This is a genomic window from Brevundimonas terrae (genome assembly GCF_011761985.1).
Lineage (GTDB): Bacteria > Pseudomonadota > Alphaproteobacteria > Caulobacterales > Caulobacteraceae > Brevundimonas > Brevundimonas terrae.
The window spans coordinates 289,163-309,698 of the sequence record NZ_JAASQT010000003.1; the positions used below are offsets into that span (position 1 = coordinate 289,163).

A 20,536-nucleotide genomic window follows, 5' to 3' on the forward strand; every position below is an offset into this window, starting at 1 on the left:
TGCTTAACGGTTCAGGCTGAGGTGGTTGATCAGGTCGGCGCGGGTAATCAGGCCGACGAATTTCTCGCCGTCCAGCACAATGGCCACACGGTCGCGGTCGAACAGCGGGATCAGGGCATCCAGCGTTTCGGAAACCTGCACCGTGTCCAGATCGCGCGTCATGGCCGACGATACCGCCTTGGCGAAACGATCCTTGCGGGTGATCTCATCGGTGTTCATCAGGTGGACGATATCGCTCTCGTCAACGATGCCGATCAGACGGCCATCCTGAATGACAGGAAGCTGCGAGACATCGCTGCCGCGCATACGTTTAAAGGCCGTGTCGATGGTGTCTTCGGGACCGACAACGACCACATCACCTGTCTCGTATTTGCGGCTAATCAGGTCCGACAGGTTGCCGGTGATCTCGCGTTCCGCCAGACCCTGATCGGCCAGCCATGTGTCGTTATAGACCTTGGACAGATATTTCGCGCCGGTGTCGCACACGAAGGTGACGACCGTCTTCGGCTCGGTCTGCTCACGGCACCAACGCAGGGCCGCCGCGATCAGGCAACCCGACGACGATCCGGCCAGAACGCCCTCTTTCAGCAGTAGATCGCGTGCGGTCGCGATCGATTCCGCATCGGGGATAGAATAGGCTTTGTCGATCAGATTGATATCGGCGGTGTCCGGCACAAAGTTTTGCCCGATACCTTCGACGGTATAGGAGCCATCGGGACCGGGTTTGCCCTCGTTGACGATTCCCGCCAGCGCCGAACCGACCGGATCGGCCAGAATGATTTCAGCCTTGGAGCCCTGCGCTTTCAGATAGCGGGCAATGCCGGTGATGGTGCCGCCCGAGCCGATACCGGCCACAAAGGCATCAATATCACCGCCGGTCTGCTCCCAGATTTCCGGTGCCGTCGATTTGAAATGCGCCTCGGAGTTGGCGTCATTGGCGAACTGGTTGACGTAATAGGCACCCGGAATCTGCTGGGCCAGACGCTCGGCCATGTCGGTATAGTATTCGGGATGGCCATGCGGCACGTCCGAACGGGTCAGGCGCACATCGGCCCCCATGGCGCGCAGGTGCTGGATTTTTTCCTTCGACATCTTGTCCGGAATGACCAGCAAGACCTTGTAACCCTTTTGTTTTCCGACCAGCGTCAGGGCCAGACCGGTATTACCGGCTGTCGCCTCTACGATGGTGCCGCCCGGCTTCAGCCAGCCCTCGTTCTCGGCCACCTCGATCATGGTCAGGGCGATCCGGTCCTTGATGGAGCCACCGGGGTTCTGGTTTTCCAGCTTGAGCAACAGACGGCACTTGCCGGTGTCCAGCTTGGTTACCTCGACCATCGGGGTCTTGCCGATCAGGTCCAGCAGCGAGGCGGCGGGACGGGACAGGGCGGGCGTGTCGGTCAACGACATGGGTCTATGCTCCAAAGCTCTTAGGCCTCAAGGCTGGGCTTCGCGGCCTTCGCGGTCAACTCGTGCAAGTTTTCACCTTTTTGCCCGAAATATTCGCTACAGAGAGCGTAATGGCTAAAACTCCGAAACGCCCGGTTGCGGGCCTCCCCGACAAAGACACCCTCCTCGCCTTCCTGCGCGAAGCCGGAGAGGCGGAAAAATCCGACATCGCCCGTGCATTCGGCCTCAAGGGGGCCGAGCGGCGCATGCTGCGTGAAATGCTGCGCGAGCTGGAGGCCGAAGGCAAGCTGGGCAAGCGCGGCCGCAAGGGCTTTGCCGAGGCCGGCACCCTGCCCCCCGTCGGCGTGGTCGATGTGGTGGCCCGCACCGACGATGGCGAAATGCTGGTCCAGTTGGTCAAGGGCGAGGCCGATGCGCCTCAGGCCGTTCTGGTGGCCGACAAGGACCGTCGCGGACCTGCGCCGGCTATGGGCGACCGCCTGCTGGTCAAGCTCAGCCGCGCGGGAGAAGGCTGGGAAGCCCGCCTCGTCAAGAAACTGGATTCCGACAACAGCAAGCTTCTGGGCGTGGTCCGCAAGGGCAATCGCGAGGTTCGCATCGAGCCGGTGGACAAGAAGGACAAGGAATTCCTTGTTATCCCCGCCTCGCTGGCCGAGGGCCTGAAGGACGGCGATCTGGTTCTGGCGGCTGCCGAAAAGCGCGAGGGTCGTTATGGTCCCAAGCGCGGCAAGGTGCTGGAACATATCGGCCGCGAGGATGATCCCCGCGCTGCCTCGATCATTGCCATCCATCAGCACAACATCCCCGCCGGCTTCTCGGAGGCCGTAGAGGCCGAGGCAGGCGATCAGGAAGTCCCGACCCTGAAGGGCCGCGAGGATCTGCGCCATATCCCGTTCGTCACCATCGACCCGCAGGATGCGCGCGACCACGACGACGCCGTCTATGCCGAACCCGATACCGACGAGAAAAACCCCGACGGCTGGATCGTCTGGGTGTCGATTGCCGACGTGGCCGCCTATGTGCGCCCCAATACCCAACTGGACCGCGAGGCCCGCGCCAAAGGCAACTCGACCTACTTCCCCGACCGCGTAGAGCCTATGCTGCCGGAAGTGCTGTCCAATGGCCTGTGCAGCCTGAAACAGGGCGAGAACCGCGCCACCATGGCGGTGCGTATGGTGTTCGACGCCACCGGCAAGAAGGTCAGCCACAAGTTCACGCGCGGCCTGATGCGTTCACACGCCAAGCTGTCCTATGAACAGGCTCAGGCCGCCATCGACGGCGCGCCGGACGATGTGACCGGCCCCATCATGGATGCGATCCTGTATCCTTTGTGGAACGCCTATGCCTGTATGCTGAAAGGCCGCGAGCGCCGTGCGCCTCTGGCCATCGAAAGCCTGGAGCGCCGCGTGAAGATGTCGCCCGATGGCGGTATCGAAGCCATCCTGCCGCGCAAGTCGCTGGAAGCGCACCGCCTGATCGAGGAAATGATGGTGCAGGCCAATGTCTGCGCCGCCGAGACGCTGGAAAAGGCCCGCACGCCGCTGATCTATCGTGTGCACGAGACGCCCAGTCAGGAAAAAATCTTCAACCTGTCGGACTTCCTGCACACCATCGGCAAGTCTTGGACCAAGGGCGAGGCCCCGACCACCAAACGCTTCAACAAGCTGCTGGGCGAGGTCAAGGACACCGCCCATGCCGAGGTCGTCAACGAGGTGGTCCTGCGCACCCAGATGCAGGCCTTCTATACGCCGTCGAATGTCGGCCACTTTGGCCTGAACCTCGACCGCTATGCCCACTTCACCTCGCCGATCCGCCGCTATGCCGACCTGATGGTGCATCGTGGCCTGATCCGCGCGTGTGGCTTTGGCGATGATGGCCTGACCGACCGCGAAATGTCGGAACTGGAAGCCATTGCCGACCACATCACCGAAACCGAGCGTCGCTCGATGGCGGCGGAACGTGCGGCGATGGATCGCTATATCGCCGCCTTCCTTGAAGAGCATGTCGGGGCGATGTTTACCGGCCGCATTACCGGCGTGACCCGCTTTGGCCTGTTTGTCCGTCTGGATGAAACAGGGGCCGATGGTCTGGTGCCTGTGTCGTCTCTGGGCGACGAATATTTCATCCATGACGACCGCACCCATGCACTGGTCGGCGAGCGTTCGGGCAAGCGCTTCCCGCTCGGCTATAATGTCGAGGTCCTGCTGGTCGAGGCCACGCCGATCACCGGCGGTCTGGTCTTGCAGATGATGTCCGACCCTGCCCCGCGCGATCCGAATGCCCCGTCCCCGCGTCTGGGTATGCGGGGTCGCTCTGGCAAGGGCGGTGGCGGCTTCAAGGGTGGCGGCAAGGGCGGGCCCAAATCGGCCCGCGCCCGCAATGGCGGCAAACCCCATGGTAAGCCTCTGGGCGGCCTGAAAGGTGTCAAAAAGGGCAAGCGCAAGTGAGCCAACCGTTCGACGCCAGACAGGACCTGCTGGATTCGCCACGCACGGGGGAGCGACAACGCCCCCGTGATGCCGCAACCCTGATCCTGACGCGCGGCGAACGAAACCTTGAAGTCCTGATGGGTCGCCGTGCGGCAGGCCATGTGTTTATGGCCTCCAAATGGGTGTTTCCGGGGGGACGGATCGACCCCTCGGATTTTCGCGCCCATGCCAGTGGCCATCTGAACCACGAAACTGCCCGCAGGCTGGAAATGGAGATGCCCGCACGGCGCGCCCGTGCGCTGGCCCTGACGGCTATCCGCGAGACATTCGAGGAAACCGGCCTTATTCTCGGCAAGTCGGCCCCTGAGGCCTCTGTGGCCGGTCCATGGCGTGAATATCGTCAGGCCGGTGCCATCCCCGACCTGTCGGCCCTGACCTATGTGGCCCGCGCCATTACGCCGCCGGGTCGCACGCGCCGTTTCGATGCCCGTTTCTTTGCGGCCCCCATCGAGGCCCTGCGCGATCCCGACAATATCGAAGGCTCGGGCGAACTGGACGAGATTGCGTGGCTGCCTATCGAGGACGCTATGAAGCTGGACCTGCCCTCCATCACCCGCTTTGTGCTGGGCGAGGCTCTGGAGCGCCGCCAGAACCCCAACAGGCCCCTGCCCTTTGTCCGCATGCTGCACGGCCAGCACCGCATCGAGCACAGACATTAAAAAAGGCTCCCGATCCATATCGGGAGCCTTCTTCATTTCAGATCAGATGATGACCTATTCTGTGACCGGCTTGGTCAGGTCGAACTCGACGCGCATGAGACGGTTCGGGCGCTTCAGCTCGTAAACATAGGTCTTGGCGGGGTGAACCTCGACTGCCCACACATTGGTGGTCGAAACCGCGGCATCATTGGCATTGAACAAGTCGATGGATTCCTGATCGACAGGGAATTCCTGACGCTCGGCCGTGCCTTCATTGGCGGTATTGCCGCCATACCAGTGCAGGGTGTGCGTGGTGCCATCCGGATCGCGGTGATCGTGCTTGAGGCGCAGACCCACATCCTGACGGGTAATGACCCAGGTGCGCGACTTGTCTTCGCCGACCCAGAACGGAATGCGGATCTCGCTGTCACTGCAATCGCGCACATGCATCAGCAGGCGGTTATTGGCGAAATCGGCATCCTGAGGGTCGGTGGTCACAACCTTGCCCTCGAATCGCTGGCCACACAGGGCTGTCAGATTCGCAAAGAAGGCATCTTGCGGATTCACCGATTCCGTAACCGCGCTCTGCGAACTACAGGCAGCAAGGCCGAAAATTGAAGCCGTTAGGGCGAAGGCGGGTGCAATTCGAGACATTTTCATGGCAAAAGACTACCTGTTCGCAAGTCGAACTCAAGGCGACATCACGCCCGTTGACTTTGCTGCGTGTATGGGTATGTTCCGCGCCTCGTATTTATAGCGGCTTTCGCCGTCGCAGAGGTTAATTCCGATGGCCAAACCGGCTTCGATCAAGATCCGTCTGAACTCCACCGCCGACACCGGCTTCTTCTATGTCACCAAGAAGAACGCCCGTACCATGACCGAAAAAATGGTCGTGAAAAAGTACGATCCGGTCGTTCGCAAGCACGTCGAGTTCAAAGAAGGCAAGATCAAGTAAGTCCCTGCTCCGCGCGATGCGGAGCAGCAGCTTGCACGATTTTGAAAACGCCCGGCTGTTCACAGCCGGGCGTTTTTCTATGCCTGAAAGATTGGCGACTGTTCCCAGCCGCCCACTTTTCGATGCCTGAAATCCGTAAGGAAACGTCCGCGCTCTATGCCGCGCGGACAACCACCTTGTCGCGGCCCAGTGCCTTGGCCTCATAGACACCCTGATCGGCGCGTTTCAGCAGGGTCTCGGGCGTATCATCGGGTACGGACGCCGCAACCCCCACCGATACCGTTACCGTCAACGCCTCGCCCATACCCTTGGCACGGAACGGCTCGCGGCTGACATTGCTGCGGATACGCTCGGCAATCGTTTGGGCATCTTCCAGAGACGTGCCGGGCATCACCACCACGAACTCCTCGCCGCCCAGACGGCAAGGCAGGTCCAGCGCACGGACATTGGTGGCCAGACGCACAGCAAATTCGCGCAGCACCTCGTCACCCGCATCGTGGCCAAAGCTGTCATTGATGATCTTGAAGTGATCCAGATCCAGAATCAGCACCGCAACCTGATCGCCACCCAGATTGGCCCGCGACACCAGCGACTGTAGCTGGCTGGACATATATCGGCGGTTATGAAGCCCCGTCAGCACATCGGTGACAGCCGCTTCCAGATTGCGTTCCAACCGCTCGCGCAGGAACTCGGTATAACGCTTGCGCCTGACCTGCGTGAAAGCACGGGCCGACAGCTCGTGGCCATCCACAGGGATGCTGACAATATCATTGGTCCCCAGCTCCAGCGCCTTGAGCAGTCGCGGGCGGTCGCCCGTATCCACAAGGGTCAGGATCGGCAGGTTGCGCGTGCTTTCTCGCGCGCGCAGATGGGCTAGCAGGCGCAGGCCGTCAAAACCCTTGGTCGCCGCATTGATAATCAACAGATCAACGCCGTTGATGGACGATGACAGGTCATTGCCCATCGTCCCCAGATGTACGGGGCGATGATTCTTGCCCAGTTCGGCCACGATATGCGCGGCCTGTTCGTCATGATCGTCCACGATCACAATACGGCCGCCGGTGCCGCGCAAACGCTCTATGCCCGCATCGCCTATCCCGATACGGCGCACGCTTTCCTCGCGCTCGCGCAGTTCGTCGATCATGATCTTCAGACGCGTCAGACTGCGGACCCGCGCCATCAGGATCACATCGTCCAGAGGCTTGGACAGAAAGTCGTCAGCCCCCGCTTCCAGACCGCGAATACGGTCCTCGCGTCCATCCAGCGCCGTCACCAGCACCACAGGAATATGGCGCGTGACCGGATCGTCTTTCAGGCGGCGACAGGTTTCAAACCCGTCCATGACCGGCATCATCACGTCCAGCAGGATCAGATCCGGCTGTTCGGCGCGGGCAATCTCGATCGCTGTGGCCCCGTCACGACAGGTCGCAACGTCGTAATATTCGATCGTCAGCTTGGCTTCGAGCAGGCGGACATTGGTTTCGACATCGTCCACCACCAGAATACGCGCACTCATACACTATCCTTCCAGATGCAGCCTGACAGTGTCCAGAAAGGTCGTGACCGAGATAGGTTTGGAAATATAGGCCTCACAGCCACCCTGCCTGATGCGCTCTTCATCCCCCTTCATAGCAAAGGCGGTGACGGCAATAACAGGGATATTGCTCAGTTCTTCGTCCTCTTTGATCCATTTTGTCACTTCCAGTCCCGAAATCTCCGGTAACTGGATGTCCATCAGGATCAAATCGGGCCGATGGGCGCGGGCAAGCTGAAGCGCCTGCATTCCCTCGCGGGTTTGCAGGGTCTCATAACCCTGAGATTCGAGCAGATCATGAAACAGCTTCATATTCAGCTCGTTATCCTCGACGATGAGGATTTTTTTGGACATTCAACACCTGCCCGCTCAACCTGAACCCGTGGGAAAAATCGACAAATCGGCTATAATGGGTTCCCTCAAACCCAAACTTGCCCTGCCCAGTCTTAAACTGACGTGAAGGCGCAACCGGCCGGAGCATGAATCTGTCGATCCAGACGCTTTGTCGTGACTGCCTGTGGCACGGAACCGACGCTGTGAAGCGTTGCCCGTCCTGTGGCACGCCGCGCGTGGTCAGCCATGCAGAGCTGGGTCAACTGACCATGGCGCATCTGGATTGCGATGCCTTTTACGCCTCGGTGGAAAAGCGCGACCGGCCAGAACTGCGCGACAAGCCGGTCATTATCGGGGGCGGAAAGCGCGGAGTGGTCTCGACCGCCTGCTATATTGCCCGCCTCTATGGCGTCGGCAGCGCCATGCCGATGTTCAAGGCACTAAAGGCCTGTCCTGAAGCCGTCGTCATTCCCCCTGACTTTTCCAAATACAGACACGAGAGCGCGCGCATCTTCGGCGCGGTCGAGGCCCTAACCCCGTTGGTGCAAACCCTGTCTCTGGACGAGGCGTGGATCGACCTGTCCGGCACAGAGCGCCTGAATGGTGGATCGGCGGCCTTCCAACTGGCGCGGCTACAAAAATGGATCGAGGAAGAGGTCGGCCTGACGGTTTCCATTGGTCTGGCCCCCAACCGTTTTCTGGCCAAGATTGCCTCGGAGCTGGATAAACCGCGCGGTTTTTCCGTCATCGGCAAGGCCGAGGCCAAGGCGCTTTTGGCCCCCAAACCCGTCAACATCCTGCCGGGGGTCGGTCCGGTGTTCGGCAAGACCCTGCGCTCGGACGGCTTTGCCACGGTCGGTGATCTGGCCAATGCCGATGTAAAAGACCTGATCCGCCGATATGGTGAAAGCGGGCTGCGTCTATATGAACTCAGCCATGCCCGCGACAGCCGCCCCGTCAATCCCGAGCATGACCGGCGCGGCATGAGCGCCGAAAACACCTTTAACGAGGACCTGATCTCGCAAGAGGCGCTGGAGGCCGAGCTTTGGCCCCTGTGCGAGAAACTGGCCTCCAAAGCCCGTCGTGATGGGGTTTCCAGCCGCGTTATCGTGCTGAAACTGAGGCGCTCAGATTTTAAAATCCTGACCCGCCGCATCACCCTGCCCGATCCGGTGCAGACGGCGCGGGCCCTGTTCAATGCGGGACGCGACCTGCTGAAGCCGGAACTGGGCGTGCCCTATCGCCTGATCGGGATCGGCATGGCCGATGTTGTGGATGCACAGGATGCGCCGTCCGGCCTGTTCCAGACCACCGAGAACCGTAATCTGAAAACCGAGACCGCCATCGACGCCTTGCGGGCCAAGTTCGGCTCAAAAGCCGTCATCGCAGGACGGGCGCTTAAAAAGCCCGATCACACCCCGTAACCGTGTGTTGAGACGGGGCAGACAGACACCCCGCAATCGCGCTACATCCCCTCACCCCTCATTCTTGGAGACAGTCATGAGCATCGAAGCCCGCCTTACCGAACTTGGCATCACCCTTCCCGAAGCCGCCAAGCCGGTGGCCTCCTATGTCTCTTATGTCCAATCGGGCAACACCCTGACCATTTCGGGTCAGCTGTCGAACGATGCCAATGGCGGCATCAAGGGCACTGTCGGCGTCGACGTCACGCCGGAAGAAGCCCAAGCCGCTGCCCGCCTGTGCGGCCTGAACCTGATCGCTCAAATCAAAGCCGCTCTGGGTGGTGATCTGGACCGCGTGGTCCGCATCGTCAAACTGGGTGGTTTTGTGCAGGCTGGTCCTGATTTCATCGCCATTCCGGCTGTCATCAACGGCACGTCGGACCTGATGGTCGAAGTCTTTGGCGACGCTGGCAAGCACGCCCGTTCGGCTGTTGGCGTTTACAAGCTGCCGCTCGGCTTTGCCGTTGAAGTTGACGCTATCGTCGAGGTGAAGTGAACCTGAAACTTCAGGTCCACAACGGGGTCGCCGCTGTCGGGCGCGAAGCATGGAATGCTCTCGCGCTACCGACCGGCGACCCTTTCGTCTCTTATGACTTTCTGGATGCCTGCGAGGCGTCCGGCAGTGCCACGCCCGAACAGGGCTGGGCCGCCCGCCACCTGACCCTGCACAGCGAAGACGGTGCCCTGATCGGGGCCATGCCGCTGTATTTAAAGGGCCACAGCCAGGGCGAATATGTTTTCGACCACGCTTGGGCCGATGCCTATCAGCGCGCCGGTGGCCGCTATTACCCCAAGCTGTTAAGCGCCATCCCCTTTACCCCTGCCACCGGACCGCGCCTGCTGGTTGCGACCGATGCCGATACCGACAGCGTACGTCAGGGACTGGTTCAAGGTGCGGTCATGCTGTGCGAACAGATGGGCCTGTCCTCGGTGCATGTGAACTTCCCGCACGAAGACGAGTGGCAGTTCATGGCCGATCACGGTCTGATGCCGCGTCAGGACATTCAATATATCTGGCGCAATCAGGGCTGGACCAGCTTCGATGATTTTCTCGATGCCCTGTCGGCCAGTCGCCGCAAATCCATCCGACGCGAACGGCGCGAGGCGCAGGACGGGCTGGATATCCGCACCCTGTCCGGTGATGCCCTGACCGAAGCGCACTGGGATGCATTTTATGCCTTCTATATGGATACAGGGTCGCGCAAATGGGGCCGCCCTTATCTGACCCGCGACTTCTTTTCACGCATCCATGCCGCCATGGCCGACAAGGTGGCGCTGGTGATGGCCTTTGAGGGCAACACTCCGGTTGCGGCGGCGTTGAACTTTATCGGGCGCGACGCCCTTTATGGCCGCCAATGGGGCACCTGTATCGACAAACCCTTCCTGCATTTCGAGCTGTGCTATTATCAGGCCATTGATTTTGCACTGAAACACGGCCTGTCGCGCGTCGAGGCCGGCGCACAGGGCGAGCACAAGATCGCCCGTGGCTATCTGCCTTCGCCCGTCTATTCGGCGCATTATATTGCCGATCCGGCGCTGGCCGAACCCGTCGCCCGCTATCTGGATCAGGAACGACCCGCCATCGAGGCCGAGCGCCTGTCGATGCTGGCCGAATTATCACCTTTCAAGGTTCGATAGAGTGTCGCAGGGCGGGAACCCGAAACGTCACCAGACGCTTTGTTAACTGTTCCCCTCCTCCCCGGATTTCCTTCCCAGACATAAGGACCATGCACATGTCGGATCAACGTATCGAAGGCGCTTTTGACCAGGTCGAAGGCAAGGTGAAAAAAGGCCTTGGCGAACTGACCGGAGACACCAAGCTCAAGGTCGAAGGTGTCGCCAAGGAAGCCGGTGGCCGCGCCAAGGCCGCCTATGGCCGCGTCATCGACGGCCTCGACGGCATTGCGGACAAGGCCCATCCGGATATCCGCGAGCCCGCCAAAAAAGGTCTGGATTTCGCGCGCAACAAACCGCTGCTGACGACAGGCATCCTCGCCGGTGCGGCCATCCTGCTCGGCGCTCTGGGCCGCAAGCGCTAAATCACTGCAGCCTTATCAGCCGTTATCGGCCGCCTGTGCAAACAGGCGGCCGATTTCGTCATCAACAGCCGACGCATCGGCCAGTTCAACCACCGACACCAACCGCTCGGACCAGCTTTCCTTGCGAACGGCGGGGGCCAGACGATCCGACACAGCCGGATCAAGTTTCAGCCCCATCACGGCCCCGCCCGACTTCAACGGACGGATCGCCGCAAACTGAACCTTGCGGGAAAAGGACGTGTAGGTTTTGCGCTGGCCCAAGGTCACATCCGGCACCTTGGCCGCCACCGCCTCTATGGCCTCCAGCACCGCCAGTGATCCGGCATCGTGCCACAAGGCCTCGCGCAGAGCCTGCGGTTCATCCCAGCCCAGCGCATTTTCTGGAAATGCCGCGTCTAAAATCATCGCGCCATAGTTCTGGCCGACACCGTGCGTGTCCTTCAGCCATTTCAAACGGGCACGCGGCGCAGTTTCCGGACACTCCGCCATCACGGCCACCCATTCCTCCAGCGACTTTCCGGTCTTGGCCGCAAGGCTCTCGCGCACCGAGGCAAACCATTTGCGCTGCCGCTCTGTCAGTCCGTCGCTCATGGCACCCTCTCCTCACACGCCCCACTTTTGCGCCCCGTCCGTACAAAAGCAAAGGCCCGCTCCGAAACCGGAGCGGGCCTTGCCATTTCACGAAGACAGGACGGATCAGGCCGTCTCTTCTTCCTCTTCCTTGGCGGCAGAGCCACGGTTTTCGGTGATGTTGAAGACGATCTTGCCGTCTTTCAGCTCCACCTTCACATGGCCTCCGCGCGTCAGGCGACCGAACAGGATGTCGTCGGCCAGCGGCTTCTTGATGTGTTCCTGAATGACGCGGCCCAGCGGGCGTGCGCCATACAGTTCGTCGAAGCCGTTCTTGGCCAGCCAGTCGGCGGCATCGTCGGTCAGCTCGATGGTGATGTTGCGGTCGGCCAACTGGGCTTCCAGCTGGATGACGAACTTGTTCACCACTTCGCGGATCGTCTCCGGTGCCAGCGACTTGAAGCTGACCACCGCATCCAGACGGTTGCGGAACTCCGGCGTGAACAGACGCTGGATGGCCTTTTCGTCCTCGCCTGTCACCTTGGAACGACCAAAACCGATGGCGTTGCGGGCATTGTCCGCCGCGCCCGCATTGGTCGTCATGATCAGGATGACATTGCGGAAGTCGATCTTCTTGCCGACCGCATCGGTCAGGGTGCCGTGGTCCATCACCTGCAACAGGATGTTGTAGATGTCGGGGTGGGCCTTCTCGATTTCGTCCAGCAGCACGACCGAGTGCGGGTGCTGATCGACGGCATCGGTAAGCAGACCGCCCTGATCGTGACCGACATAGCCCGGAGGTGCACCGATCAGACGGCTGACCGTGTGACGCTCCATATATTCGGACATATCGAAACGCTGCATCTCGACACCGAGGGTCGCGGCCAGTTGCTTGGCCACCTCGGTCTTGCCAACGCCGGTCGGGCCGGCAAACAGGAACGAACCTATCGGCTTGTGCGGATCACGAAGGCCGGCACGCGCCAGTTTCATGGCCGCCGAAACCTGATCGATGGCTTCGTCCTGACCATAAACGACACGTTTCAGATCAGCGACCAACTCGCGCAGGGCTTCGGTGTCGGACTTGGACACCGACTTGGGCGGGATGCGGGCCATCTTGGCGATGACCGCCTCGATTTCCTTTTGTCCCAGCACCTTCTTGCGCTTGTTTTCCGGCAGCAGCATCTGCGATGCCCCCGCCTCGTCGATCACATCAATTGCCTTGTCCGGCAGTTTGCGGTCGGTGATGTAGCGCGCCGACAGTTCCACCGCAGAACGGATCGCACCATCGGTGAAGCGCAGCTTGTGATGCTCCTCATAGGTCGATTTCAGACCTTTGAGGATGCGGATGGTGTCATCCAGCGTCGGCTCGTTCACATCGATTTTCTGGAAGCGACGCACCAGAGCGCGGTCCTTCTCGAAGTGCTGGCGATATTCCTTATAGGTGGTCGAACCCATGCAACGCAGGTTGCCCGCTGCCAGAGCCGGTTTCAGCAGGTTTGACGCATCCATCGCCCCGCCACTGGTTGCACCAGCGCCAATCACGGTATGGATTTCGTCGATGAACAGGACGGCGTTTTCGTGCCCTTCCAGTTCCTTGACCACCTGTTTCAGGCGCTCTTCAAAATCACCGCGATAACGGGTTCCCGCCAGAAGCGAGCCCATATCCAGCGAGAAGATGGTCGCGCCCTTCAGCACGTCCGGCACCTCGCCCGCTTCGATCTTGCGGGCCAGTCCTTCGGCGATGGCGGTCTTGCCCACGCCGGGGTCGCCCACCAGCAAGGGGTTGTTCTTGGTGCGGCGGCACAGGATCTGGATCGAACGGTCCACCTCGGCCTGACGACCGATCAGCGGATCAATCCGCCCCTCACGGGCTTTTTCGTTCAGATTGACGCAATAGGCTTCCAGAGCCTCGCCACCCTGTTTGACGACGTGACCGTCCTCGGCCTCTTCAAGGCTGGCACCACGCGGCTGGCGGTTCTCGGTCGCGCCCGGCTTTTTGGCAATGCCGTGGGCAATAAAGTTCACCGCGTCATAGCGCGTCATATCCTGCTGTTGCAGGAAATAGGCGGCATGGCTCTCGCGCTCGGAGAAGATCGCCACCAGCACATTGGCCCCGGTCACTTCCTCGCGGCCCGAGGACTGGACGTGGATCACCGCACGCTGGATCACCCGCTGGAAACCGGCTGTCGGCTTGGCGTCGTCGCCATCGGCAGTCGCCAGCGCGGCAAGGTCATTATCGACATAGTCTGACAGGGCACCGCGCAATGTCGTCAGATCGACATTACACGCCTCCATCACGGCGGCCGCATCACGGTCGTCGATCAAGGCCCAAAGGAGATGTTCCAGCGTCGCATATTCGTGCCTGCGCTGGTTTGCATAGGTCACGGCGCGGTGGAGCGTCTCTTCGAGAGGACGGGAAAATGACGGCATGAAGGGCTCCTCTCAGTCCTTTTCCATGGTGCATTGCAATGGGTGTTGATGACGACGCGCAGTTTCCACCACTTGGGCGACCTTGGTTTCGGCCACTTCGTATGTGTAAACCCCGCACACCCCGACACCGTACTGATGGACGTGCATCATGATACGGGTCGCGTCTTCACGGCTCTTTTGGAAGAACCGCTCAAGCACATAGACGACGAATTCCATCGGCGTGTAGTCGTCGTTCAGGATCAGCACTCGATAGAGCGAGGGCCGCTGAACCTTCGGCTTTGTCTCGGTGACAACGCTGGCACCAGAACCTGCGCCTTGTTCACCTGACCGCTTGATTGGCATTCGAAGTCCGTCTGTTAGTCGTTCCAACTCAGAGATAGGCACTGATGCCTTAAAGACAATGATGCCCTGATTTGAAGCCTCGTCCAGTCAACGATGACGTGAGCGCCCCATCTTTTGGCACCCTCCTCGGCTTCCTAGCGTTTGTGAACGGCATAGGTTTCCAAACCGTCCAAATGCGTCACCCTTCGCCCAAACAAAAAAGGCTCCGATGCAAGCACCGGAGCCTTCCTTTTGTCAGTCGCTATGGGAGGGTTAGCGAGCCGACTGGAAACCTTCAACCGCAGCACTTACGCGCGAGTTGATCGGCTTGAAGCTGTCTTTCAGCGAAGCCGTCAGGGTTTCGGAAGTCTGGTTCAGATGGGCCAGATAGGCCTCGGTGGCCGACTTGGCCCACGCAGTTTGCAGCTCGAACAGTTCCTGAACCGAGCGGGCCTGGCTCAGCGACTGGGCGGCCGAGACGTTCTCTTCCCAGCTCTTCTTGCCATAGGCCAGTGCCTGTTGCGACAGAGCCTCGGCACCCTTCTGGGCCGCCGCAGCGCTTTCAACGACAGCTTCGAGGTTCTTCTTGCCCTGGGCGTTCAGCTCGGTCAGCGAGTTCAGCGAACGGTCAACGCCGTCCTTGAAGGCCGTAGTGCCGGCTTTCTGGATCGCTTCAGCCTGAGCCTTGACCTGAGCTTGGGCCTTGGCAGCGGTTTGCTTCACAGTTTCGGTCGCGTCAGACATGGATATCTCCAAGGTCGGAATGGGGGATTTAAATCAGCTCGCTATGACCTGCAGGCCGCGCCCGCATACATAACAACGGTCCTTATTTCGCACATGCGAGATAAAATATCAAGGCTTTTTGTGCAGCGCACAATTTCCATGGCGGATCACATTTACGAAGGGTCGTAGCCAAGCGCCGCCCGAGCCATTAACCTCGAAATCACGATCGGAGATTGCCTCATCGCTAACAGCAATGATTGACAGGCTGTTAACTGTGTCGAAACTCCTGTCAGCGATCTTGTACACTTGTCCGGCGTGGATACCTCAGTGGTGAAGCGCCACAGTGAAGAGGCCCCGTATGCCGATGACCCCCTCCTCTCTTCGCAAGCCTGCCTTGTTCACCGCTCTGCTGGCCTGTAGCGCCCTGCTGCCGACGGTGGGACAGACCCCGCCGGTGGCTCAATCGAGCGACAGCGGCAAATACGCGTCGGTTGTTCTGGATGCGACATCGGGCGAGGTTCTGTTCTCGCGCTTTGCCGACGAGCGCCGCTATCCGGCCTCCATCACCAAGGTGATGACCCTTTACCTCGCCTATGAGGCGCTGGAAGAAGGCCGTATCAAGCTGACCGACCAGTTGACCGTCTCGCCGCGCGCCGCCGCGCAGCCACCGTCAAAACTGGGTCTGGCCGCCGGTCAAACCATCAGCCTCGATGACGCTATGCGCGCCACCGCCGTCCGCAGCGCCAACGACATGGCTGTCGCGATTGCCGAGCATATCGCCGGAAACGAAGCCGAATTTACCTCGCGCATGACCGCCAAGGCGCGTGAACTGGGCATGCACAGCACCCGCTTCACCACGGCCAACGGTCTGCCCGATACCCGTCAGGCCACCACGGCCAATGATCTGGCGATCCTCAGCCGCGCTGTGATGCGCGACTATCCGCAATACTATCGCTATCTGGGTCTGCACGACTGGTATTATAACGGTCGCGACTATCGCAACACCAATGGTCTGCTTGCCACGGGGCGCGGTTATGACGGCATCAAAACCGGCTTCACCAACGCGTCGGGCTACAACCTTTCGGCCTCGGCTGTTCGCAACAACAAACGCCTGATCACCATCGTCATGGGTGGCCGCTCGACCGCCAGCCGTAACGCCCATGTGGCCGAGCTGATGGATACCGGCTTCGACCTGCAAGAACGCAAGGCCCGTGGCGAACGCTTTGCCTCCAATCAGGACTTCTTCGAGGCTCGCGGCTACGGCATTCCGTCGCCAACCGCACCGGTCGCCTATGCTTCGGTTTCGACCGAGGGCCGTCCCTATGCTGCCGACGACGCCAACCTCGTCTCGGCACCGGCTGACGCCCCGGCACCGACCGCGATCACCCCTGCCCCATCGGCCCGTCGCAACGCGGAACGCGCGCCCGCTCCAACGCGCGCAGCCGCCCCTGCCGGTCGCTGGTCGGTTCAGGTCGGTGCCTTCAAGGATGAAGCCGTCGCCCGCAACTGGCTGAACGAAATCAACCGCCGCTTCCGCAGCGAGTTCACCGGTGCCGAGCGCAATGTACAAACCGCCGATGGTGGCTGGTTCCGCTCGCGCTTCACCGGCATGACCGAGGACAAGGCCAACTCGGTCTGTGAAACCCTGGCCGCGCGCCGCGTCACCTGCATGGTGATCCGTCCTTCCTGAGGATCGGTCACCGGACACAATAAAAGGCGCGCTCTTAACCGGAGCGCGCCTTTTTCTTTGCCGTCAGGATGGCATCAATCGCGGATCTCTAGCTTGGGCATAAAGAACAGCCCTGCAAAATAACTGACCACGCCGGTCACAATGGCCGCACCGATACCGGCCCACAGACCGTTGACCGCAAAGCCGCCAAGGAACCACGCCGTCAGGCCGATCATGGCCGCATTCACCACCAGCAGGAACAGCCCGAACGTCACCAGCGTCAGCGGCAAGGTCAGGATAATCATCAGCGGACGCACAAACGCATTCACAATACCGAGGATCAGCGCCGCCGCGATCAGCGAACCTGTAGACGTGAAATCCACCCCCGGTACTACCTTGGATGACAGCCACAGCCCCGCCATCGTCACCAAAGCCTGTATCAGAAATCCAACCATCAGCCCGTCTCCCGCTATAGAAGCCTGTTCAAACCGGCGCACAGTGGGTGCACCGGCGGATCGATACTGCTAGTCTGACGGCCAGATCACAAGGAGTCTTCAATGAGCCTTCACGGCACCTACGACCCGCAAAACGTCTTTGCCAAAATCCTGCGTGGTGAAATCCCCGGCGTGACCGTGTGGGAAGACGATCAGGTCTATGTGTTCATGGATGCCTTCCCCCAGTCCGAAGGGCATACGCTGGTCATCTCCAAGACCTCGACGGCCCGCAACATCCTTGAAATGGACGCCGCCGATCTGGCCATCGTCACCGCCGCCGTCCAGCGCACCGCCCGCGCCATCGACAAGGCCCTGTCACCCGATGGTCTGGTCGTGACCCAGTTCAACGGCACGCCCGCCGGCCAGACCGTCTTCCACCTGCATTTCCACATCATCCCGCGCTGGGAAAACAAAGCCATGACCGGTCACGGACAGTCCTGCATGGCCGAACCGGCCGAGCTGAAAGCCCTTGCCGAGCGTATCCGCAGCAATCTGTCGTAACGCATCGAAACGAATGGCAAAATACTAGCGCCCCACTCTTGCATCCGAGAGATTCTCTCAGCATAAGTCGGGCCGCGCCGGTTTAGCTCAGTTGGTAGAGCGCCAGTTTTGTAAACTGGATGTCGCGGGTTCGATTCCTGCAACCGGCACCACTTTTCCTCACATCACAAAGCCTGCATCCGCATTCCTGTTTCAGGATGCCCTTTTGGATGACTGTAATCCCATGCCCTTCATCACCTTCATTCAACCGGACGGTAGCGAACAAGTGGTCGATGCCGATAGCGGGGCCAGCCTGATGGCCTATGCCACCCGTGACGGCGTGGCCGGTATCGAGGCGGAATGCGGGGGCCAGATGTCGTGCGGGACATGCCATGTGCATATCCACCCCGACTGGCAAGCCGAGGTGGGACAGGCCCAAGGGTTCGAGCGCAATATGCTGGACTGGCGCGACAATTTCGATGAGGCCGCGTCGCGCCTGTCCTGTCAGATCATCCTGACCGATGCGATGGAGGGCATGAAGGTGTCCGTTCCGAACGCCGACTAGGCCGCAATCGCCGCGGTTTTGATCGGCGCTTCGGCATCGGCCAGCACTTCGGCGTCAACCGACGTGCCCTTGCCGATGGCCTGTTTGCCGAACATGAAGGACGGGGCCGAGTTAACGGCCTCGACGCAGACGATCTTGTCACCCTTCAGGTGGAAGACCGCGAAACTGCCGCTATCCACATCACCGCGTACCACCTGACAGTCGGCACCGAACGGCAGGCCCGCGATCTGAAGCTTCACATCATACTGGTCCGACCAGAACCACGGCACTTCTGGTGCGGGAGCCGGACGGCCGGTAATGGCGCAGGCGACATGCTTGGCCTGTTCCAGCGCATTGGGAACGCTCTCCAGACGGTGCATGATGCCGTCATAGTGCGGCAAAGGACGGCGCGTCACATCGCCCACGGCAAAGATGGCCGGATCGCTGGTGCGGGCTTCAAGGTCCACAACAATGCCGTCACCGCATTCCAGACCTGCCTCTTGGGCCATCTCGTCATTGGCGATGGCCCCGATGCCCACCAGCACCGCATCGGCAGACAGGGTTTCGCCATCGGCAAAGACCACACCATCAGCCGCCACCGTGACCACATCGGCTCCGGTGCGGATCTGCACGCCCTCGGCGGTATGGCGGCGGGTATAGAAGTCCGACAGGGTCTGCGAGGCCACGCGTTGCAGCACGCGCTCCATCCGTTCCAGCACCACAGCCTCGGCCCCAAGCGCGCGCGCCGATGCTGCGGCCTCCAGGCCCACATAGCCGCCACCGATCACCAGCAGGCGCTTGCCTTTGCCCAGTGCCTCTTTCAGTTGCTCGGCATCCACAGTGGTCCGCAGTTCCAGCGTCCCCTCGCCCGTACCGCACGAGGCAGGCAGACGCCGCGCCCGCGATCCGGTGGCGATGACCAGATAGTCATAGGTTTCGGTCGTACCGTCATCAAAGGCAACAGTCTTGGCCGCACGGTCGATACCGGTCGCCGAGACACCCAGACGCAAATCAATCCCGTTATCGGCATAATAGCTGTCGGCGCGCAGTTGCAGCGAGGCTTCGTCGGCCTCGCCCTTCAGCCACGCCTTGGACAGCGGGGGACGTTGGTACGGGGCCACCTTCTCGGTGCCAGCAAGGATAATCTGCCCCTCATGCCCATACTGCTTCAGAAAAGCCGCAACCGAACCGCCTGCATGGCCTGCACCGATAATCACAACCTTGGACATGAGCACCGCACCCCGAAAATAATATCACACGGATTTGCGGGTGCCCGCGCCACGGGTCAAGAGCGGAAACCCTATTGACAGATTGTCGCATGGGTAATCCACACTTGTCGAAAGACCTTTAACAAACTAGGCCATCTCGTATATCGCCACTTCAACCGACAGCCATGCCGGATACCAAGAACAAGCTGGGTCATACCATCCGCACCCGTGGCGCACGCACGCGCCGCGCCATTCTGGACGCGTTGCGCCAGCTTCTGGACCACAAGCATCTGGGCGAAATCCGTCCTGCCGATGTGGCACAGACGGCCAATGTTTCGGCACCGACCTTCTACACCTATTTCAAAACGGTCGAGGAAGCAGTGTTGATGCTGTGCGAGGAATCTGCCGAGGATTTCCAGCGACTTGCGACCCATATCCATGCCGACTGGTCCGGTGATCGCGGCTTTGAATCTGTTCGCGCCTATGTTCTGGATGTGCTGGCCTTGTGGGACGAACATGGCCCTGTCCTGCGTGTCGAGCACATGCTGGCCGACAAGGGCGAACCGGCCTTTGCCGAAACCCGCATCAAGCGCCTGCGCCGTCTTCACCTTGCGCTGGAACGCCGTATTGCACAGGCCCGCGCCAATGGCCTGCATCCGGTCGGCCTGAATGCCCGTCTGGCATCTTATGAAACCGCCAACCTCGTCGAGTCCGTTGCCGCCGGTTTCACCCTGATGCGCCGCGCCGATACATCCGAGGCCATTGTCGATACGACCAGCCACATTGTGCTGAAGCTAACCACCGGACGTTGACATCCTATGCGAACGACGACGAATAGAGTATCGTCGTTATTCAAATAGGCCTGATACGGAGGATATGATGTCTGTTGCGTTTGTGATGAGCTTGATCATTCAAGCCACCGTGCCCAATACGGCACCCCAGATTCAGCCGCCCCCCGCTCCTCAAGCTGAGATTACCCAAGCTGGTGAAGAAGCGCCTCCAGAGCGCGTGCTGCGAAACCGTTTCCGTAACGAAGTGGCCAGCGAATGCCAGTACCGCGCGCGCACCGGTTCGATCCGACGTCGCAATATCTGTTACACGCCCCGACAGTTGGCTGCCCATAACGCGGTTGCACGCAAATATGTAGAAGAGATTCAAGTCGGACAGTCTTCCGGTGAACTTCCCGGTGGCGGGCCGGACTAAGCCGGCTAGAGTCACAGAGGGCCAAGCACGCCCTCT

Annotated in this window: 22 protein-coding genes and 1 tRNA gene; 13 read left to right on the top strand and 10 right to left on the bottom strand. The window is 60.6% G+C overall.

Translation table 11 applies throughout. From position 1 onward, the window contains the following. Positions 1–3: 3 nt before the first annotated feature. On the bottom strand, positions 4–1,407 hold the full coding sequence (locus FHS64_RS09785) for a pyridoxal-phosphate dependent enzyme (protein ID WP_167178015.1): 1,404 nt from the start codon (positions 1,405–1,407) through the stop codon (positions 4–6). 110 nt (positions 1,408–1,517) lie between these two features. Between FHS64_RS09785 and rnr the strand changes: the two genes are divergently transcribed. Beyond that, a complete protein-coding gene (rnr, locus tag FHS64_RS09790) occupies positions 1,518–3,854 on the top strand; it encodes a ribonuclease R (protein WP_167178016.1) in 2,337 nt (778 codons plus the stop codon). Beyond that, on the top strand, positions 3,851–4,555 hold the full coding sequence (locus FHS64_RS09795; RefSeq protein WP_167178017.1) for an NUDIX hydrolase: 705 nt from the start codon (positions 3,851–3,853) through the stop codon (positions 4,553–4,555). Before rnr ends, FHS64_RS09795 begins: the two co-directional genes overlap by 4 nt. A gap of 54 nt (positions 4,556–4,609) precedes the next feature. On the opposite strand, the gene FHS64_RS09800 is transcribed toward FHS64_RS09795, so the two are convergent. Further along, complete coding sequence (locus tag FHS64_RS09800) at positions 4,610–5,101, bottom strand: hypothetical protein (RefSeq protein WP_341771136.1); 492 nt, start codon at positions 5,099–5,101, stop codon at positions 4,610–4,612. Between the two features lie 220 nt (positions 5,102–5,321). Between FHS64_RS09800 and rpmG the strand changes: the two genes are divergently transcribed. Further along, positions 5,322–5,489, top strand: coding sequence for a 50S ribosomal protein L33 (gene rpmG / locus FHS64_RS09805; protein WP_003164451.1), 168 nt, complete (start codon positions 5,322–5,324; stop codon positions 5,487–5,489). A 154-nt stretch (positions 5,490–5,643) separates the two neighbouring features. On the opposite strand, the gene FHS64_RS09810 is transcribed toward rpmG, so the two are convergent. Further along, on the bottom strand, positions 5,644–7,005 hold the full coding sequence (locus FHS64_RS09810; RefSeq protein ID WP_167178019.1) for a PleD family two-component system response regulator: 1,362 nt from the start codon (positions 7,003–7,005) through the stop codon (positions 5,644–5,646). 3 nt (positions 7,006–7,008) lie between these two features. After that, positions 7,009–7,377, bottom strand: a complete 369-nt coding sequence (locus tag FHS64_RS09815; protein ID WP_167178020.1) for a response regulator — start codon at positions 7,375–7,377, stop codon at positions 7,009–7,011. Positions 7,378–7,502: 125 nt separating this feature from the next. Between FHS64_RS09815 and FHS64_RS09820 the strand changes: the two genes are divergently transcribed. The 4 genes from FHS64_RS09820 (at position 7,503) to FHS64_RS09835 (ending at position 10,858) form a co-directional block, all read left to right on the top strand. Next, positions 7,503–8,780: a DNA polymerase IV gene (locus FHS64_RS09820; protein WP_424945241.1), complete on the top strand. Its 1,278-nt coding sequence runs from the start codon at positions 7,503–7,505 to the stop codon at positions 8,778–8,780. A 76-nt stretch (positions 8,781–8,856) separates the two neighbouring features. Then, positions 8,857–9,315 carry a RidA family protein gene (locus FHS64_RS09825; protein ID WP_167178021.1) on the top strand — a complete coding sequence of 153 codons (459 nt, stop codon included), beginning with the start codon at positions 8,857–8,859 and terminating at the stop codon, positions 9,313–9,315. Then, positions 9,312–10,457: a GNAT family N-acetyltransferase gene (locus tag FHS64_RS09830; protein ID WP_167178022.1), complete on the top strand. Its 1,146-nt coding sequence runs from the start codon at positions 9,312–9,314 to the stop codon at positions 10,455–10,457. The genes FHS64_RS09825 and FHS64_RS09830 overlap by 4 nt, the downstream gene beginning before the upstream one ends. A 95-nt stretch (positions 10,458–10,552) precedes the next feature. Then, positions 10,553–10,858: a CsbD family protein gene (locus FHS64_RS09835; protein ID WP_167178023.1), complete on the top strand. Its 306-nt coding sequence runs from the start codon at positions 10,553–10,555 to the stop codon at positions 10,856–10,858. Positions 10,859–10,873: 15 nt separating this feature from the next. Here FHS64_RS09835 and FHS64_RS09840 read toward each other — a convergent pair whose 3' ends face one another. The 4 genes from FHS64_RS09840 to FHS64_RS09855 all read right to left on the bottom strand — a co-directional run bounded on the left by FHS64_RS09840 (position 10,874) and on the right by FHS64_RS09855 (position 14,923). Beyond that, positions 10,874–11,449, bottom strand: a complete 576-nt coding sequence (locus FHS64_RS09840; protein WP_167178024.1) for a DUF4287 domain-containing protein — start codon at positions 11,447–11,449, stop codon at positions 10,874–10,876. A gap of 105 nt (positions 11,450–11,554) precedes the next feature. After that, the gene (gene clpA / locus FHS64_RS09845; protein ID WP_167178025.1) at positions 11,555–13,858 is read right to left on the bottom strand and encodes an ATP-dependent Clp protease ATP-binding subunit ClpA; all 2,304 of its coding nucleotides are present in this window, start codon (positions 13,856–13,858) and stop codon (positions 11,555–11,557) included. 12 nt (positions 13,859–13,870) lie between these two features. Next, positions 13,871–14,200 (bottom strand): ATP-dependent Clp protease adapter ClpS, encoded by a 330-nt coding sequence (gene clpS, locus FHS64_RS09850; RefSeq protein WP_167178026.1) that lies wholly within the window; start codon positions 14,198–14,200, stop codon positions 13,871–13,873. 252 nt (positions 14,201–14,452) lie between these two features. Further along, positions 14,453–14,923 carry a phasin family protein gene (locus tag FHS64_RS09855; protein WP_167178027.1) on the bottom strand — a complete coding sequence of 157 codons (471 nt, stop codon included), beginning with the start codon at positions 14,921–14,923 and terminating at the stop codon, positions 14,453–14,455. A gap of 343 nt (positions 14,924–15,266) precedes the next feature. Here FHS64_RS09855 and FHS64_RS09860 point away from each other — a divergent pair, with 343 nt between their 5' ends. Continuing rightward, positions 15,267–16,592 carry a D-alanyl-D-alanine carboxypeptidase gene (locus tag FHS64_RS09860; RefSeq protein ID WP_167178028.1) on the top strand — a complete coding sequence of 442 codons (1,326 nt, stop codon included), beginning with the start codon at positions 15,267–15,269 and terminating at the stop codon, positions 16,590–16,592. A 74-nt stretch (positions 16,593–16,666) separates the two neighbouring features. On the opposite strand, the gene FHS64_RS09865 is transcribed toward FHS64_RS09860, so the two are convergent. Further along, complete coding sequence (locus tag FHS64_RS09865) at positions 16,667–17,026, bottom strand: phage holin family protein (RefSeq protein ID WP_167178029.1); 360 nt, start codon at positions 17,024–17,026, stop codon at positions 16,667–16,669. 102 nt (positions 17,027–17,128) lie between these two features. Between FHS64_RS09865 and FHS64_RS09870 the strand changes: the two genes are divergently transcribed. The 3 genes from FHS64_RS09870 to FHS64_RS09880 all read left to right on the top strand — a co-directional run bounded on the left by FHS64_RS09870 (position 17,129) and on the right by FHS64_RS09880 (position 18,110). Continuing rightward, positions 17,129–17,566, top strand: a complete 438-nt coding sequence (locus FHS64_RS09870) for an HIT family protein (protein ID WP_167178030.1) — start codon at positions 17,129–17,131, stop codon at positions 17,564–17,566. 76 nt (positions 17,567–17,642) lie between these two features. Beyond that, positions 17,643–17,718 (top strand) — tRNA-Thr (locus tag FHS64_RS09875). Positions 17,719–17,789: 71 nt separating this feature from the next. Next, positions 17,790–18,110: a 2Fe-2S iron-sulfur cluster-binding protein gene (locus FHS64_RS09880; RefSeq protein ID WP_167178031.1), complete on the top strand. Its 321-nt coding sequence runs from the start codon at positions 17,790–17,792 to the stop codon at positions 18,108–18,110. Here the strand turns inward: FHS64_RS09880 and FHS64_RS09885 are convergent. After that, the gene (locus tag FHS64_RS09885; protein ID WP_167178032.1) at positions 18,107–19,318 is read right to left on the bottom strand and encodes an NAD(P)/FAD-dependent oxidoreductase; all 1,212 of its coding nucleotides are present in this window, start codon (positions 19,316–19,318) and stop codon (positions 18,107–18,109) included. The two genes, FHS64_RS09880 and FHS64_RS09885, sit on opposite strands and share 4 nt — an antisense overlap. A gap of 164 nt (positions 19,319–19,482) precedes the next feature. On the opposite strand from FHS64_RS09885, the gene FHS64_RS09890 reads away from it, so the two are divergent. Next, positions 19,483–20,109 (top strand): TetR/AcrR family transcriptional regulator, encoded by a 627-nt coding sequence (locus FHS64_RS09890; protein WP_167178033.1) that lies wholly within the window; start codon positions 19,483–19,485, stop codon positions 20,107–20,109. 64 nt (positions 20,110–20,173) lie between these two features. Next, a complete protein-coding gene (locus tag FHS64_RS09895; protein ID WP_167178034.1) occupies positions 20,174–20,500 on the top strand; it encodes a hypothetical protein in 327 nt (108 codons plus the stop codon). The last annotated feature ends 36 nt before the right edge of the window (positions 20,501–20,536 follow it).